This window comes from Kitasatospora sp. Xyl93, from assembly GCF_055383135.1.
Genome location: NZ_AP029185.1, coordinates 2,576,982 through 2,591,739, shown reverse-complemented (window position 1 = coordinate 2,591,739; position 14,758 = coordinate 2,576,982). Strand labels below are relative to the sequence as shown.

Here is a 14,758-nt window from a genome sequence, read left to right as displayed (position 1 = left end):
CGCTCACCTTATGGGGGTCAGCGAGGGTGTCGTCGAGGTCGAGCTGCGTGCGGCACTTCGCATGCTTGCTCGTGCGTAATACGCAGTCCCGAGGGCAGCGTTAAAATTCTAACGCCGCAGCGGAGATGTCTCGATGCGTAGGGTGGCGCGCGACCTGCGCGAATCCGCCCCCTGTTCGCTAGGGCGCGCTACCGGGTGCTTCGATCACCCGGTTGGCCGCATGGCGTGGGCCCTTGCAACTGCCTACGATTGGGCCCCAACTCCTCAGGGGACCCCCTGGGTTGTCCGACCACGGAAGGGGCGCCGTGGGTACAGAGGATGGGCATGCGCATGCCATTAACACCTCAATCCCGAGTGCAGCACGCATGTACGACTGGCTACTGGGCGGAGAGCTGAACTTCGAGGCGGACCGAAAGGCCTGCCAGGACCTCCTGGAGATCGCTCCCAGCAGTCGCGAACTGGCCTTGAACAACAGGTGGTTCCTGGAGCGCGTCGTGCGGTTCCTTGCCCGTGAACGCGGGATTACCCAGTTTATCGACCACGGTTCCGGCCTGCCGACCAGGCCCAACGTGCACCAGACCGCGCAGGACATCCACCCGGAGGACGCCCGGGTCGCCTACATAGACATCGACCCGATCGTGATCGCACATGGCCGCACCTCGCTGGACGTGAACAGCGGCACGCGCTTCATCGAGGCCAGCATGACCGACACCGAGCGGATTATCGAACAGGCCTCCCGTGGCGGCTTCATCGACTTCAGTCGGCCCGTCGCCGCCCTCTACGTTTCGGTGATCCACTGCCTGAAAGACAGTGAGAAGCCCGAGGAGATGATCCGGCGCATGCGGGACCACTTGGCCCCCGGCAGCTACATGGTCATCTGCCAGCTTGTGAGCGACGACAAGATGGTCCGGGACGAAGTCACCAAGCTGATGAAGCAGAGCACCGACGACCACTGGGGCCGAGTCCGGGAGAAGTGTGACGTGCGGCGGTACTTCGACGGTCTGACCGTCCTCGAACCGTACCTAGTGGACGTGACCCACTGGCGGCCAGATAACGAACTCCGTCAGCGTCGACCTCAACTGACCCATGAGTGGCTGGAGTTCGGAGGTGTGGCCCGAATCAGATGAGGACGGGGCCTGTCAGCGGACAAACCGCTGCCGGGCCCTCTTCATCATCTCCAGGCTCTCGTCGCGGCCCGCGGCTTCCCCCAACAGCAGCGTCATAGTGGTGCTGTAGCGTTCGAATGATGGCGTGCCCTTCTCCTCCGGCTCGGCTCCCTTGATGAAGTACTTGCTGCTCTCGCCAACCTCCAGATAGAGCATGGAGGGTAGTCCCGTCGCTTCTTTTCCGAACTCGAGCCGTGTCATGGAAGTCAGATCAGTCACGATCTGCTTGCCGTCCAGCGGGAGAACTCGGATCTGGAGCCGGGGGTCCTCGGCAGCGTCGATGAGACGGTCCAGCTGCTCGACCATCGTCTGGCGACTGCCGATGCGGCGGAGCAGCATGCTCTCGTCGAAGAGGAAGATGCACTCGGGAAGGTTGGCGAAGAGCTTCTCCTGCCGGTAGAGACGGAGGTTGACTCGCCGTTCAATCTCGTCGGGGTCGAGCGGAGGGTGACTGCTGGACATGACGGCCCTCATGTAGGCCTCGGTCTGCAGGAGTCCGGAGATGAACATCGGCTCGAACGTCCACAGCCTGTCGGCCGCGGGCTCCAGCCCGACCAGCTGTTCCATGAAGGGTCGCACGACGAGGCCTGCCCTCTGCCAGGCCGGCGGCTGATGGGCTTGCTTGGCGAGTAGCACGAGCCACGCCCTCTCGGCGGGAAGCAGTTTGAAGAAGTCGGCGAGGATCTCCGCGTCCTGGGGCTGCGGCAGGGCGGTCCCGCGCTCGAGTTTGCAGAGCTTCGAAGCTGACATCTTGCTGCCGGCGGCGACGTGGTTCTGCTGTAGACCTCGGGCCAGCCGTAGCGAGCGGAATGTGGCACTGACCAGCACGGCCGCTACGGTGGAGTTCTGCCCCGGGTCGGCCTCCGGACGGTCAGCCGGAACATACCGCTTGAATGCGTCAGAAGCGTCAAAAACGGACACGCGGGCCCCAGTGTTGAGAGAGACCGGAAAGTAAACGTTCCCATCGTCTCATAACCCGGGGCCCACGCGCTTGTCGATGGCTTTTCCTCCTGAATACTAGGCGGTAATCAGGTGATCAAATTCCCCGCCCTTCGCCCCTGCCAGTAGCGCCTCCCACTCGCCGCACGTGAACAGCAGGGCGGGCCCCCGAGCATCGCGTGAGTTCCGAACAGCAATCTCCCCGTCCTCGGTCAGTGCCAGCTCCACGCACTGGCCGTTCGCATTGCTTGCGCTGCTCTTGATCCAGACCGCGTCGATCGAACCGGCCGGCATGCCGTTCCAGTAGTCCGTCATTGCGACCATCCCCTCTCATGTTCGATTAGCCGGGATCCAAAGAAAATATGACCGGAGCCCAGCGGTGCAGGTGAGTGCGTTAGGAAATTTCCCGCAGGAAATTTCCTAAGCGAGAGAATGAAGCGTAGTCACTGGAATTCGAACGCCGGACCCGCCAAACGGGTGAGCAAAATAGTGTGGTGATATCACCGCTGAGGCGATGGAGGGACAGGGGGGCGGCGGGAGCTGGTCACGGCGGCACGGGTGGCCTGGCCCGTGTGGAAGGGAGGCGAAGCCGTGAGGAAGGTGAGTCCGCGGTGGCAGACGTCGGCCGGTGCGTCGACGCCCCGGACAGAACCGCCGGGACGACCCGACCATCACGGTGAACGACCTGGCAGTGCAGCTGGCCGCTACCCGGCTCGCTGCACTGCGGTCCAACAGGTGCCTGCCGGTGATGGCCCTCAAGATGTGCGTCTCGCGGTACCGGCAGGCACCGGGCCCAGGCTAGCGAGCGCGCCGCGTGGGCTCGAAGGCGGGGCGCCGCTCTCTGCAGCCTCCACGGTGCCGGTCTTCGCGCTGCCGCGTCAGGGGCCACGCGCGGACGGCAATGGCGCGGGGTGGTGACACAGGGGGCGTGCTGTGGAGGGACGTGCCGAGGTCTCGCCGCACCTTCAACCACGAGGCCTCGTTGAACCGTCCGAATGCCCGCTTCCCGGGCGTTCATCGCCTGATCGGTTCGCCCGTGCTCAACGCGGTGCGCGGGCGGGCCGGGCAGTCAGAGTGGCCGACCGCGATGCGCGGGGTCTTGGTGGCGAGAGTGCAGCGGCCCGGCACTGGGATGGTGCCGGGCCGCTGGCGAGGTGGGTACTGCTATGACCGGCGGTTGGGCCCTGACCCCGGATGTTGGACACCAGAGACACTTGGATCTTGATGGTCCGGGTGGACAGGAGTCCTGCACAGATGGTGATGAAGCACTACCCGCCGCAGTTCAAGGTGGACGCGGTCGCGTTGTACCGGTCCCGGCCGGGGGCGACGATCAAGTCGGTCGCCGAGGACCTCGGGGTGAACACCGAGACCCTGCGCAACTGGATTCGGACCGCCGACGGACGCCGTCCCGCCTCGCACTCGGCGGCCGGGGCTCTCGCGGCGGTTCCGGCCGCTGACGCGGTGCAGGCCGAGCTGGCGGCCGCGCGCAAGAGGATCCGCGAGCTGGAGGAGGAGCGCGACATCCTGCGCAAGGCCGCCCGGTATTTCGCAGGGGAGACGCGCTGGTGAACCGCTGCCAGTTCGTTGCCGACCACCAGCGCCGCTACGGCGTCAAGCGGTTGTGCCAGGTCCTGGGCATCGCCCGGTCCAGCTTCTACTACTGGCAGACCACCGCCCCCGACCGCGCCGCCCGGCAGGCCGCGGACGCCGAGGTCACCGCGCGGATACGCGCGGTCCACGCCGCCTCGGACGGCACCTACGGCGTCCCGCGCGTCACGGCCGAGCTCCGCGACCAGGGCGACGTCGTGAACCACAAGAAGGTCGCCCGGCTGATGAACGCCGCCCAGATCGCCGGGCTGCGGCTGCGGCGCAAGCACCGCACCACCATCGCGGACCCCGCCGCGGCGAAGGCCCCGGACCTGGTCGGCCGCGACTTCACCGCCGAGCAGCCCAACCGGAAGTACGTCGGCGACATCACGTATCTGCCGGTCGGCGGCGGCAAGTTCTGCTATCTCGCGACCGTGATCGACCTGTGCTCGCGCCGGCTGGCCGGCTGGGCAATCGCCGACCACATGCGCGCCGAGCTGGTCATCGACGCCCTGGCCGCGGCCGAGCGGACCCGCGGCAGCCTGCACGGGGCGGTGATGCACACCGATCACGGCTCCCAGTACAGCAGCAGGGTCTTCGCCGAGGCCTGCCGCCGGGCCGGCGTCCGGCAGTCGATGAGCGCGGTCGGGTCCAGCGCTGACAACGCGCTCGCGGAGAGCTTCAACGCGACGGCGAAACGCGAGACCCTCCAAGGCCGAAAGAGCTGGTCAAGCGAGCGCGAGGCCCGCCTGGAGCTCTTCCGCTGGCTCCACCGCTACAACACAGTCCGCCGCCACAGCAGCCTCGGATACCGCAGCCCGATCGCCTACGAGACCGCCCTCAGCACAACATCAACTACACTCGCCCAAGCCGCATAACCCCGTGTCCAACATCCGGGGTCAGGGCCCGTTGCCGGGACGGCGGCGGCTTACGCTGCGGCCCTTCGGCGCGGGGGACCGCTGGGCCCTGCGCCACGATCCGGACCTCGGCTGCCAGCCGGTGCGTAGTCGGGCCGCTGCGCCGGCGCGCAGCGGCCCGGTGCAGTTCGCCGATCCGCCGGGACGGGTACGTCGGTCCCGGCTGGCGGTCTTGCGTGCGGCATCGGACCGCTTCCGCTTCTGCGCCAGGACCTGGCGCAGAAGATCTAGAAGGGTGCCGATGACCGGTACGGCCAGCTTCGTCACGCTCGCGTTGGAGTACAGCGATTCGCGGACGTGGTGCACGTCGTTCCCCGAGGGGTGTTGGTCTCCGCCAGGGAGGCGGAGCTGTCTTGACTCGCCCGGCCCGTGGCCGGCCACGGAGGTGCACTCTGGGGCACCCTCAGACGTGGTGGATCATGGGTGGTGGCGCGGGGGCGCACCACGGAGGAACTGCGCCCATGCCCCGCCCCACCCGGGCCCAGCGCGCCGCGATTGCCCAGCGGCGGGCTGATGCCGTCGAGCTGCGTCTCGCCGGCGCCGACCCCCTGACTGTCGGCCGGAAGCTCGCCGCGGATCCGGCCATCAACGCCGACAGGGTCGCCTATCCGTTCGGGTACGGCTACGAGCTGTACTCCAAGGGCCGCCCCGGTCCGGACGACGAGACGCTGGTGCGCTCTGCCAACCGGGACGTGACGGAGGCCCTTGGTCACCGACTCGCCGCCGCGCAGGCCGATGTCGAGGCGCTGCGTGCGCTGGAGGACGCCCGCCTCGACCGGCTGTACCTCGTCGCCTACCGGCGGGCGGTGCGCGACGGCGAACTTCAGGCCATCGACCGGGCGCTACGGATCATGGAACGCCGGGCTCGCCTGCTCGGCCTGGATCAGCCGGCGCGCACCGAGATCAGCGGGCACGACGGCGGCCCGATCGAAGTCGCGGCGGACACCACCGGCGATGAGCTGGCCGCGCTGATCGCCTTGACCGACCCGACTGCTGCCCGGGGTGAGGAGTGACCGGGGCTGACGGCCTGGTCGAGCAGTACCGTCTCCTTCCCGCTGAGCGCCGCCGGGCTATCGCCGAGCAGGCGTCGCCGGCGCTGCGCACCAGGCTCGCGGCGGTGGAGCGTGACCTCGCGCTGCGCCATTCGCCGGGCTCCCTCGCCGCGCTCCTCACCGACGGCCGGGAGATGCAGGCCGCGCACCTGGACCTGATCGACGATGCGTTCCGGCGCATCGCCGCAGGAGAAACGATTCGCCTGCTGCTGACGATGCCGCCGCGGCATGGCAAGAGCAGGAGGGCCGCCAGGTGGGCGCCGTTGTGGTACCTGCTCCAGCGGCCGGACCACCGAGTCATGATCGCGTCGTATTCGTCCGATCTCGCGGATGACCACGGCCGGTGGATCAGGGACGCGATCACCACCTGGGGCGAGCAGCTCGGCGTCACCCTGCACCCGGGCAGCAAGGCCGCGAACAGGTTCGACCTCGCGGGCCGGGAGGGCGGTCTGTTCGCGGCGGGTGTGGGCGGTGGCCTGACCGGCAAGGGCGCGAACCTGGCGATCATCGACGATCCGATCAAGGACGCCGCAGACGCCCAATCGCCCACCATGCGACGTCGGTTGTGGGAATGGTGGCAGGCCGTTCTCCTGACCCGCGTCGAGCCGGGCGGCAGCGTGATCGTCATCCAGACGCGCTGGGACGAAGATGATCTCGCGGGCCGGATCCTCGCGGGCGAGACCGCATCCGACTGGACGATCATCGACCTGCCCGCCATCGCGGACAGTCCCAGCGACGCGCTCGGCCGGAAGGTCGGCGAACCGCTGTGGCCTGCCCGGTACGGGAAGAAGGCGCTCGCCGGGATCCGCCGAGCCGTCGGCGAGCGGGTGTGGGCGAGCCTGTTCCAGCAGAAGCCACGCCCAGTTGAAGGCGGGGTGTGGCGGCGGGCATGGGTCGACAGCGCGCGGATCACGGCCGTCGAGTTCTCGGGCATCGGACTGGCCCGGGTGGTCGTTGCGGTCGACCCGTCCGGCGGAGAAAGCTCCGTCAACGACGAGACCGGCATCATCGGCGTCGGCCTCGACTACCAGGACCACCTGTACGTTCTCGCCGACGAGTCCGGCAGCCTCGGCGCGAACGACTGGGGCCTGACCGCCTGCCGGCTCGCGTTGCGGCTGCGCGCCGACGCGATCGTGGTCGAGGCGAACTACGGAGGGAACATGGCCCGCCAGATCCTCGCCCAGGCGTGGGACCAGCTCGCGCGCGAAGGCGAGACCCGCGGCCAGCTGATGCCGCTGGTCGTCGAGGTCAACGCGAAGGTCGGCAAGAGGCTGCGTGCGGAGCCGGTGGCGCAGCTGTACGAGCAGGCCCGGGTGCACCACGTCGGGCACTACCCGGAGCTGGAGAGCCAGATGGTGACATGGGTCGCCGGGATGGACAGCCCCGACCGGATGGACGCCGCCGTGCACGGCCTCACGGAACTGGCCGGCGCCGGGCAGCTCGACGCGCTCGCGCAGGGCATGGACGACAACCGGCTGGCTGGCCGTCGGTGACCGGCTGCGCCCTGGTGTAGCTCTAGAGCTACACCAGGGCCCACCCGTAGCGAAGGATCGCGACCGTGACGACGATCCGTCCCGCAGGCCAGGCGCTAGCCTGCCGAAGCGGGCAGAGCGTCGGAAGCGGTGACACGGTTCCGTGTGGGGCGGTTTCCTGGGGGAGCCCATGAGGCGCACCTGATGTCGTCGGTGTGCCAGGGCGAAGGCTCGGTTGCCCTGGACGTGCGGGCGGCGGCGTCGGCGTCCGGCAGTGTTTCGCGGTCCCCGTGGGTGGGCCGGGCAGGGGGCGCCGGTGGTCGGCCGGAGCCAGGGCCGGGGTCAGGAGTTCAGGGCGAGTACCTGGCCGGGGACGAGCAGGTCGGGGTCGTCACCGACGCTGTTGCGGTTGAGGTCGTGGAGGGCGGGCCATCCGCCGGGGAAGCCGAGTTCCTGGGCGATGCCGCTGAGGGTGTCCCCCTCCTCCACCGTCCAGGTGTCCGAGGTGTCCGCGTGCGGGGCGGTCGCGTGCGGGACGGTGGCGTGCGGGCGGGCCTGCGCAAGGCGGTGGCCGCGCGCGTCGGCACCGTGGTGGGAGGTGGGACGGTCGGTGCCCCGGGCCGCCCGGGCGCCGCACACCGGCCACGGCGCCAGGCCCCGCCGCTCGGCGAGGTGCTCGGCCACCGCGATCTGCTGTTCCCTCGTCGCCTGGTCCGCGCGCGGCGCGTAGGCGAGCCCGCCGTTGGCACGCCAGGTCGCCACGTCGAACTGCAGGCCCCCGTAGTAGCCGTTGCCGGTGTTGACGCCCCACCGTCCACCGCTCTCGCAGCGGGCGAGGGCGTCCCAGTCGGTCCCCGCCTTTGCCCCCGTCGCTGCTCCGACGGCGGGCGGCGCTCCCGGTCCTCCGAACACCGTGGCGAAGACGAGCAGGGGAAGAAGGACGACGAACAGGCGGCCCAGCGTCGCGGGGACGAACGACATGGAAGCTCCACGGCTCGGGGACAAGAGCACAGGCGCCGAAGCGCCCGGGCCCCATCCGTTCCCACGGGCCCGCCGTCCCCAGCCGCCAGAACCATGCGTCCCCCGGGCGGCGGCCGGACGCCACTCCAACGCCGGGTGGCGCGTACGGCCACCGGACCGCACCGGCGCCCGCCATGACTGTCCTCCGAGCTTCCAGCAGTGGACGTCCGATCACCAGTGCGCCGGGCACCGGGCGTCGCCCGCGCCGTCCTCGCTCTTCAGCGGCCGGGCCCGATGCGCTGTCCCTCGTGTTGGGGCGGCGAGCGATGCGGACCGCCGCGCAGATCGGCTGATCACCGCGGCGTCTAGGCTGGTGGGAGGCGTGGGGCCTGGTTGCCTGGGAGGGCAGCATCCGTGGGCCTGCGTGAGTTGATCATCGATGCGTGGTCGTGGCTGAACTACAAGCCGATCATGTCTCAGCCGCTGCGGCGCGGTATCGGACCGTTTGGCGAACTCGTATCCAGCTGGGTGCCGTTGGAGGATCTGCGCCGACTCCAGGCGTACAAGGTTCTGGCCGCCTACGACCAAAATCAGGCCGGACAGTTGGCGGTCGCGGCCGGGGACGAGAAGGGCCTCGACCGGCGGGAACTCGGCGACCCGGCGAAGGTGGTCGCGGCCGCGCTCGGCTACCTGCTGGGGCCGTCGCAGTCCATCGTCGTGCCGGGCGCTGAGGGCGACGGCGCGGGGGTGGGACCGCAGGCCGCGGTTGCCCGGGAGGTGCAGGACCGGCTGCGGGAGTGGGCGCGGCGGGAGCTGTTGCCGATGCGGATGCAGCAGTGCGAGCGGTCCGCGGTGCGCTACGGCGACGGCATCTACACGCTGGCCTGGGACGCGGCGGCCGGGCGGCCGCAACTGCGCACGATGGACCCGGGCTGGTACTTCCCGGAGTGGACCGACGACGAGCCCGCCGGCGGCGAATTCCCCACGACGGTGCACTTCGCATGGGAGCTGCCCGAGGACCCGGCCACCGGCCGGAAGCCGAGCCTGCGGCGGATCACCTACGAACTGGGGCCGATCGCCGGCGCGACGCACTCGGTGGTCCCCGAGAAGGGCGGACCACACCGGGAGTGGGCGACGGGGCAGGACGGGCAGAGGGCGCTGCTGCCGGGGGACCGCGCGGACGCGGCCACGGGCGCCATCTCCCGGACGTACCCGTGGGCGCCGGACCGGTCGTCGTACACGACCTGCTACCTGACCGACGCGGAGTGGCTGCTCGAAGACCTCAAGGCCGCGCACACCGTCTACAACCTGCCCGCAGACAAGGCCCGCTACCGGGTGAGGCGCGACGGCGAAGTCCTCCAGGCACTGGATCTACAAATCGACTTCGTGCCGGTCGTGCACATCACGAACAGCATCGTCGAGGTCGGTGAGCACTGGGGGCAGCCGGTGATCTCCCGCGTGATGCAGGCTCTCGACGAACTCGCGGCCACGGACACGGACTCCTCGGCTGCCTCGGGCACGACCGGCACGCCGATCGTCGCCCTGTCGGGGGTGCGGCTGCCGAAGGACCGCACCACCGGAGCCCCGGTGCCGCTGAAGGTCGAGGCGGGCACCGTGTGGTCGCTCAACGAAGGCGGGTCGATGAGTGCCCTCGACACCTCCGCGCAGCTGCGGGAGCTGCGCGAGCGCACCGACCACCTTCTCGACCGGGTCGCCGCGAACAGCAGGCTGACCGCCTCCGGCCTCGGGGTGGTGAAGCCGTCGGAGGTGCCCTCGGGCTACGCCCTGTCGCTGTCGCTTGGCCCGCTGGGCTCCCTGGTGGGGGAGATGCGCCTCGCCCGCGCCCACAAGTACGGGCTGCTGCTGAAGATGGCCGGGCGGCTGTTCCAGGCAGGTCGGGTGGGCTGGCCCGTGGGGGAGCTGCCGGCCGCTCAGATCGTGTGGGGGCCGCATCTGCCCACCGACAAGGCAGAGGCCCTGGACCTCGCGGCCAGGGGCCACGAGGCTGGGCTGCTCAGCTTGGAGACGTGCGTGCGGATGCTGTCCGACGCCGGGTTCCCTGTGCGCGACATCGCCGACGAGATCCGTCGAATCCAGGCCCGCGCGTTCGACGCGGCCACGCGCCTCGCCGATGCGACCGGCGACACCCGGGTGGTCAGGGACTTCCTCGGACTGCCCGGCGGAGGCCCTGACGTGCCCTCTGCTCCGCTTTCGGACGCCCCTGGGCAGAAGATCACTCCGGATGACCCGCAAGGCCTGTAGAAGGCACCCCAGGCCCTTTGGGGCTGTCGGGGCAGGGGCTTCCCAGTGGCCCTCCGCGGCGTCAGCCGTGGGGGGAAGGGGGGTAAGGAAGGAAGTAGGTAAGGAAGAAGGAAGGAAGGGGTTCCCTTCGGGGAACCCGGCAGGTTCCCCGAACGCAACCTGCTGGGTTCCCGGACGGGAACCCACGGGCCTGTCGGTCATGGGTTCCCGTGGGGGAACCCGCAGGGGAGACGGCGGGGTTAGTGGCCCCGCCCCTCTGGTATAACTTGGTTGTATAACCTCGTTATATCGATCATGGGGAGTGCCGATGAGCCATCGCGATAGCACCGGCGACCGCGAGCAGATCAGCCCGGAGGAGCGCAGTCGTCGTGCCCGGGCGGCTCTCGGCAGCCCCGAGACCGCCAGGATGCTGACGCGTGCGCACCTCGCAGGCCTGACGCTGAAGGTGGAGGACGGCGAGAGGGCCGGGCGGGAAAGGGCTCGGGTCATCCGGTCGGCCTACGCTGAAGGCGGCTGGACGCAAGACGACCTCGCGGCCGCCGCCGAGATCAGCCAGGCCGCGGTCTCCAAGATCGTCAACTCCGACGGCAAGGAGTTCACGGAGCCCGACGAGAACTGAACCCACACCGGGCCGCCGCACACCACCCGACCCGGAACCGGGCCTGGTTACACTGGTCACTGGCGCGGGGGCGCTGTGCCGGAGGAATCCGATGACTGCCCCCCTGCCCCAGGCGAACCCGCCCGCTGGAGACCCGGTCGCCGTGCAGACCCCGGCCAGTACCGACGCGGGCAGCGCCCTCATCACCCAGGACACCCTGTCGCGGCTCCTGAGCCGCGAGAAAGACCAGGGCTCCCGCGCCGGCGTGAAGCGGCTCGTCACCGACCTCGGCTTCACCGACGCCGCCTCCCTTCAGGCCTGGGTCGAGGCGCAGCGCACTGCCGAGCAGGCCGCCCTCAGCGAGATCGAGCGCCGCGAACAGGCCGCCGCACAGCGCGAACAGGCCGCCCTCCAGCGAGAGCAGCAGGCCGTCGACCGCCTGAACCAGGCCGTACGGCACGCCTCCCTCAGCCGCCTCGGCGCGAGCGGCCAGAACCTCGACGACGCCATCCGGCTCCTCGACGTGCCCGCCGACGCCGATGAGCAGACCGTCGCCGACGCCGCGACCGCGCTCGCCACCCGGCGGCCGGAGCTGTTCGGCCCTGCCACGCCGATCACGGCGCCGCCCGCGCCCAGCGGTTCGCCCGCTGGCGGGCCGCCACCGCGCGGACAGGCCCCCGCCATCGCCTCCTTCGGCCTGGACATGGCCAAGCGCCGCGGTTACCTCACGGCCTGACGACCCGGCCGCCCTCGATCATCTGACCCGGCAGCGAACCGGGACCAGGGGACCACGCCCCACCCGCACCGTGGACGGCACCACCAGCCGGTGAGTGCGTGACCGCCAGCTCCACAAAGGCGATCACACCCCTTGACCACCCAGCCGATCACCACCTCGGCGACGTACACCGCCGGACGCCCCTGGCTCGCGTCAACCCACGGCACCGACCAGACCGAGACCGTCACCATTGACGCGTCCAAGCTCGTCGCCAACACCCACTACGTCGCGTCCACCGACTCCACTCAGCCCTACAGCCGCCTGCTGTCCGGCCTGCCCCTCGGCAAGATCACCGCGTCCGGCCTGTACGGCCCGTACGACCCGGCCGCCACCGATGGCCGCCAGGTCCTCGCCGGCCTGGTCTTTGACGAGGCCCTGTTCACGCCGAACCAGCCGAAGATCCCGTGCGCCCTGCTGTGGCACGGCGTCGCGCGAGCCTCCAAGATCCCCGGCGGGATCGACACCACCAAGATCACGGCCTCGCCCGGCGGCGCCCTGATCCGGTGGGTCTAGGGGGCCTGAGCGATGACGATTCAGGACCTCGTCAAGGGTGTGTCTGCGGCCGACCTCACCACCTTCGCCCGCGCCATCCCCGCCCCGGCCGACTTCCTGCTGACCAGCACCGTGTTCCCGACCCTGGTCACCAACGAGATCAAGTGGCGCATCAAGCAGAACGGCCGACGCGTCAATACCGCCAAGTACCGCGCCTACGACGCGTCGGTAGCGTTCGCCGACCGCACCGCGTGGGAGACCACCCGCGAAGGTCTGCTCCCCGCTCTGGGCCAGAAGCTCATCGTGGGCGAGCAGCAGCAGATCCTCCTGGAGCAGGCCCACGGCGCTGACCAGGACCGGCTGCTGGAGCTGCTGTTCGACGACGCCGAACGGCACATCGAAGCGATCCGATCCCGGCTCGAACTCGCCGCCGGCGACGTGCTGCTCGACGGCCGGTTCACCCTCGACGCGGCCACCGAGAACGGCCTCAGCATCGAGATCGACTTCGGCGTGCCCGCCGGCAACATGCCGGTCGCACCGAAGGCCTGGTCGGACCCGACGTCGGACCCGCTCGCCGACGAACTCGGCTGGATGTCCTACCTGGACGACCTCGGTGCCCCCGAGCCGGAGATGGTCATCACCTCCAAGAAGGCGTTCACCACGCTCGCCCGTAACAACGCCTACCGGGCCGCCTACTACCGCTCCGTCAACCCCTCCAACACGCCGACGCGGACCCTGACCGTGTCCGAGGTCAACGCGGTCCGCAACGACTACGGCCTGCCCCCGGTCACGCTGTACAAGGCGCAGGTCAACGTCGACGGCACCGCCACCAAGGTCCTGCCCGACGACCGGTGGATCATGCTGCCGCCGGACCGCGCGAAGTGGGGCCAGACCCAGTACGGCATCACCGCCGAAGCCTTGGTCCTCAGCCGCGGAACGAACCCCGAGATCGTGAAGGAAGACGCCCCCGGCATCATCCTGACCCGCGGTGTCCAGGACGACCCGGTGCAGATCTGGACCAAGGGCGCGGCCGTCGCGATGCCGGTCCTGCACACCCCGGACTGCCACATCGTGGCCAAGGTCCTGTGATGGGCAAGCGACGCCTGGCCTACGCGGTCCACCTCGACCACCCCGGCACCGGGGACCACCTCGTCCTGCTGCCCGACCACATCCCGCCCCGGGAACTGGCCACCCTCATCGCCAACCCCGACGCCTGGCAGCCCACCGAGGAGGAGGACGACCAGGACGAGGAGACCGACGAGGACGAGCCGGAGGCCAAGCCCGCCCGGGCCCGCAAGCCCCGAACCGACGACACCGAATAGCCGCCACTCACAGCAGGACCGGCACCCCGCTCACACCACAGGGGGCCGGTCCTGCCGCTACCAACGAACCGGACCCGCCCGTGGACCCCGCCACCCTCGCCTGGCTCCGAGCCCAACTCGGCCCCACAACCACCACCGACGACCTCAACACCCGCTACCAGCGACTCCGTACCGCCCGCGCCGTCGCCAGCGAAGTCCTGGCCGAACGCCGCGCCACCCTGTTGGCCGACCCGCTGCGTCTTGTCGTGGACGGTGTGGTCACCGTGGACCGCACGGCCAACCTGACCGGCATCGAACGCCAACTCGCATTGCTCCAGACCACCCTGGGACCGGACGAAGCCGCGCCAGGCGACGACACCACCCCCCACCTCGACACCAGCACCCTCGTCCCCGCCCACCGCACCCGATGAACCACGCCACCGACACCTCCGACGAGGACCCAGACGGTACGGCAGATGCCGCGGGCGCGCTCGACCTCGCCTGGCAGCACCTCGCAGCCGCCCAGGCCACCGTCCTCGCCGTGCTCGCCCAAGGCCGGCGCACCGCCCGACCGGCCGCTGCCCTCGCCGAATTCGCTGACGCGATCCGCACGTTCCGCCACGCGGTGGACGACGTGGTCCGCGACTACGCGCACCGCGAAGTCGCACGCCTCTACGAACAGGCCGCCCGGGACGCCGCCGCGAGCCTCGGCCGCACCTTCACGTGGACACCGGCCCACCAGGACGCCGTGCGGGCACTGAGCGCCGACACTTACGGCGAACTGCTGTACCGCTCGCAGGAGGCCGTCCGGACGGCGGGTGCCTTCTACCGGTCCGCCCGGGCCGCCGCCCGCCACGACCTGCCGCTCCTCGCCGTCGACCGCGCCGGAGCTGCGGCCGCCGCCAGGGCCCTCGCCGACCGGCTCGCCGCGGCCTACCGCCTCGACCGCATCGTCTACCGAAACGGTACCCGCATGCCCGTCCGTGCCTGGGCCGAAGCCGCCGTCCTCACCCGCTCCGCCGTCGCCTACAACGCCGGCACCCTCAACGCCGCCCGTGAGTACGGCATCCAGCACATCCACGTCCTCGACGGATACGACTGCGGCTGGACCAGCCACGCCGACCCGGACAAGGCCACGCAGACCCCGCGCACCATCGAGGACGCCGCAGAATGGCCGATTTCCCACCCGCGGTGCAGCCGCCGATTCTGGCTCACAACCGATCAGTGACACGCGGCG

General features: G+C 70.1%; 15 protein-coding genes. 12 read left to right on the top strand and 3 right to left on the bottom strand.

Going from position 1 to position 14,758, the window contains the following annotated elements:
- Positions 1-305 precede the first annotated feature (305 nt).
- Positions 306-1,127, top strand: a complete 822-nt coding sequence (locus ACZ5GH_RS11435) for an SAM-dependent methyltransferase (RefSeq protein WP_464334174.1) — start codon at positions 306-308, stop codon at positions 1,125-1,127.
- A 12-nt stretch (positions 1,128-1,139) separates the two neighbouring features.
- On the opposite strand, the gene ACZ5GH_RS11430 is transcribed toward ACZ5GH_RS11435, so the two are convergent.
- Both ACZ5GH_RS11430 and ACZ5GH_RS11425 read right to left on the bottom strand, forming a co-directional pair.
- Complete coding sequence (locus ACZ5GH_RS11430; protein ID WP_464334173.1) at positions 1,140-1,994, bottom strand: helix-turn-helix domain-containing protein; 855 nt, start codon at positions 1,992-1,994, stop codon at positions 1,140-1,142.
- 189 nt (positions 1,995-2,183) lie between these two features.
- Entirely contained in the window at positions 2,184-2,420 is a 237-nt protein-coding gene (locus ACZ5GH_RS11425; RefSeq protein ID WP_464334172.1) for a DUF397 domain-containing protein, read from the bottom strand.
- A gap of 939 nt (positions 2,421-3,359) precedes the next feature.
- Between ACZ5GH_RS11425 and ACZ5GH_RS11420 the strand changes: the two genes are divergently transcribed.
- The 3 genes from ACZ5GH_RS11420 to ACZ5GH_RS11410 all read left to right on the top strand — a co-directional run bounded on the left by ACZ5GH_RS11420 (position 3,360) and on the right by ACZ5GH_RS11410 (position 7,154).
- Positions 3,360-4,570, top strand: a protein-coding gene (locus tag ACZ5GH_RS11420) for an IS3 family transposase (protein ID WP_464334099.1) whose coding sequence is annotated in 2 segments (ribosomal slippage) — positions 3,360-3,654 and positions 3,654-4,570 — 1,212 coding nt in all. Because the reading frame shifts where the segments join, the coding sequence is not laid out codon by codon here.
- A 500-nt stretch (positions 4,571-5,070) separates the two neighbouring features.
- Positions 5,071-5,622 (top strand): hypothetical protein, encoded by a 552-nt coding sequence (locus tag ACZ5GH_RS11415; RefSeq protein ID WP_464334171.1) that lies wholly within the window; start codon positions 5,071-5,073, stop codon positions 5,620-5,622.
- Positions 5,619-7,154: a terminase large subunit domain-containing protein gene (locus ACZ5GH_RS11410; protein WP_464334170.1), complete on the top strand. Its 1,536-nt coding sequence runs from the start codon at positions 5,619-5,621 to the stop codon at positions 7,152-7,154. The genes ACZ5GH_RS11415 and ACZ5GH_RS11410 overlap by 4 nt, the downstream gene beginning before the upstream one ends.
- Before the next feature lie 321 nt (positions 7,155-7,475).
- Here the strand turns inward: ACZ5GH_RS11410 and ACZ5GH_RS11405 are convergent, their stop codons facing one another.
- Entirely contained in the window at positions 7,476-8,114 is a 639-nt protein-coding gene (locus ACZ5GH_RS11405) for a transglycosylase family protein (protein WP_464334169.1), read from the bottom strand.
- 393 nt (positions 8,115-8,507) lie between these two features.
- On the opposite strand from ACZ5GH_RS11405, the gene ACZ5GH_RS11400 reads away from it, so the two are divergent.
- The 8 genes from ACZ5GH_RS11400 (at position 8,508) to ACZ5GH_RS11365 (ending at position 14,749) form a co-directional block, all read left to right on the top strand.
- Positions 8,508-10,355 (top strand): hypothetical protein, encoded by a 1,848-nt coding sequence (locus tag ACZ5GH_RS11400; RefSeq protein ID WP_464334168.1) that lies wholly within the window; start codon positions 8,508-8,510, stop codon positions 10,353-10,355.
- Positions 10,356-10,662: 307 nt separating this feature from the next.
- Complete coding sequence (locus tag ACZ5GH_RS11395) at positions 10,663-10,974, top strand: helix-turn-helix domain-containing protein (RefSeq protein WP_464334167.1); 312 nt, start codon at positions 10,663-10,665, stop codon at positions 10,972-10,974.
- A gap of 91 nt (positions 10,975-11,065) precedes the next feature.
- A complete protein-coding gene (locus ACZ5GH_RS11390; RefSeq protein WP_464334166.1) occupies positions 11,066-11,689 on the top strand; it encodes a hypothetical protein in 624 nt (207 codons plus the stop codon).
- A 132-nt stretch (positions 11,690-11,821) separates the two neighbouring features.
- The gene (locus ACZ5GH_RS11385) at positions 11,822-12,241 is read left to right on the top strand and encodes a head decoration protein (RefSeq protein ID WP_464334165.1); all 420 of its coding nucleotides are present in this window, start codon (positions 11,822-11,824) and stop codon (positions 12,239-12,241) included.
- Between the two features lie 12 nt (positions 12,242-12,253).
- Positions 12,254-13,309: a major capsid protein gene (locus ACZ5GH_RS11380; protein WP_464334164.1), complete on the top strand. Its 1,056-nt coding sequence runs from the start codon at positions 12,254-12,256 to the stop codon at positions 13,307-13,309.
- On the top strand, positions 13,309-13,542 hold the full coding sequence (locus ACZ5GH_RS11375; RefSeq protein WP_464334163.1) for a hypothetical protein: 234 nt from the start codon (positions 13,309-13,311) through the stop codon (positions 13,540-13,542). Before ACZ5GH_RS11380 ends, ACZ5GH_RS11375 begins: the two co-directional genes overlap by 1 nt.
- A gap of 80 nt (positions 13,543-13,622) precedes the next feature.
- Complete coding sequence (locus tag ACZ5GH_RS11370; RefSeq protein ID WP_464334162.1) at positions 13,623-13,952, top strand: hypothetical protein; 330 nt, start codon at positions 13,623-13,625, stop codon at positions 13,950-13,952.
- A complete protein-coding gene (locus ACZ5GH_RS11365) occupies positions 13,949-14,749 on the top strand; it encodes a hypothetical protein (RefSeq protein WP_464334161.1) in 801 nt (266 codons plus the stop codon). The genes ACZ5GH_RS11370 and ACZ5GH_RS11365 overlap by 4 nt, the downstream gene beginning before the upstream one ends.
- Positions 14,750-14,758 lie beyond the last annotated feature (9 nt).

What these genes read in the sequence shown, in the direction of transcription:
- ACZ5GH_RS11425 (WP_464334172.1), bottom strand. Translation starts at nt 2,420, where the DNA reads ATGACGGACTACTGGAACGGCATGCCGGCCGGTTCGATCGACGCGGTC.
- ACZ5GH_RS11415 (WP_464334171.1), top strand. Translation starts at nt 5,071, where the DNA reads ATGCCCCGCCCCACCCGGGCCCAGCGCGCCGCGATTGCCCAGCGGCGG.
- ACZ5GH_RS11405 (WP_464334169.1), bottom strand. Translation starts at nt 8,114, where the DNA reads ATGTCGTTCGTCCCCGCGACGCTGGGCCGCCTGTTCGTCGTCCTTCTT.
- ACZ5GH_RS11395 (WP_464334167.1), top strand. Translation starts at nt 10,663, where the DNA reads ATGAGCCATCGCGATAGCACCGGCGACCGCGAGCAGATCAGCCCGGAG.
- ACZ5GH_RS11390 (WP_464334166.1), top strand. Translation starts at nt 11,066, where the DNA reads ATGACTGCCCCCCTGCCCCAGGCGAACCCGCCCGCTGGAGACCCGGTC.
- ACZ5GH_RS11380 (WP_464334164.1), top strand. Translation starts at nt 12,254, where the DNA reads ATGACGATTCAGGACCTCGTCAAGGGTGTGTCTGCGGCCGACCTCACC.
- ACZ5GH_RS11375 (WP_464334163.1), top strand. Translation starts at nt 13,309, where the DNA reads ATGGGCAAGCGACGCCTGGCCTACGCGGTCCACCTCGACCACCCCGGC.
- ACZ5GH_RS11365 (WP_464334161.1), top strand. Translation starts at nt 13,949, where the DNA reads ATGAACCACGCCACCGACACCTCCGACGAGGACCCAGACGGTACGGCA.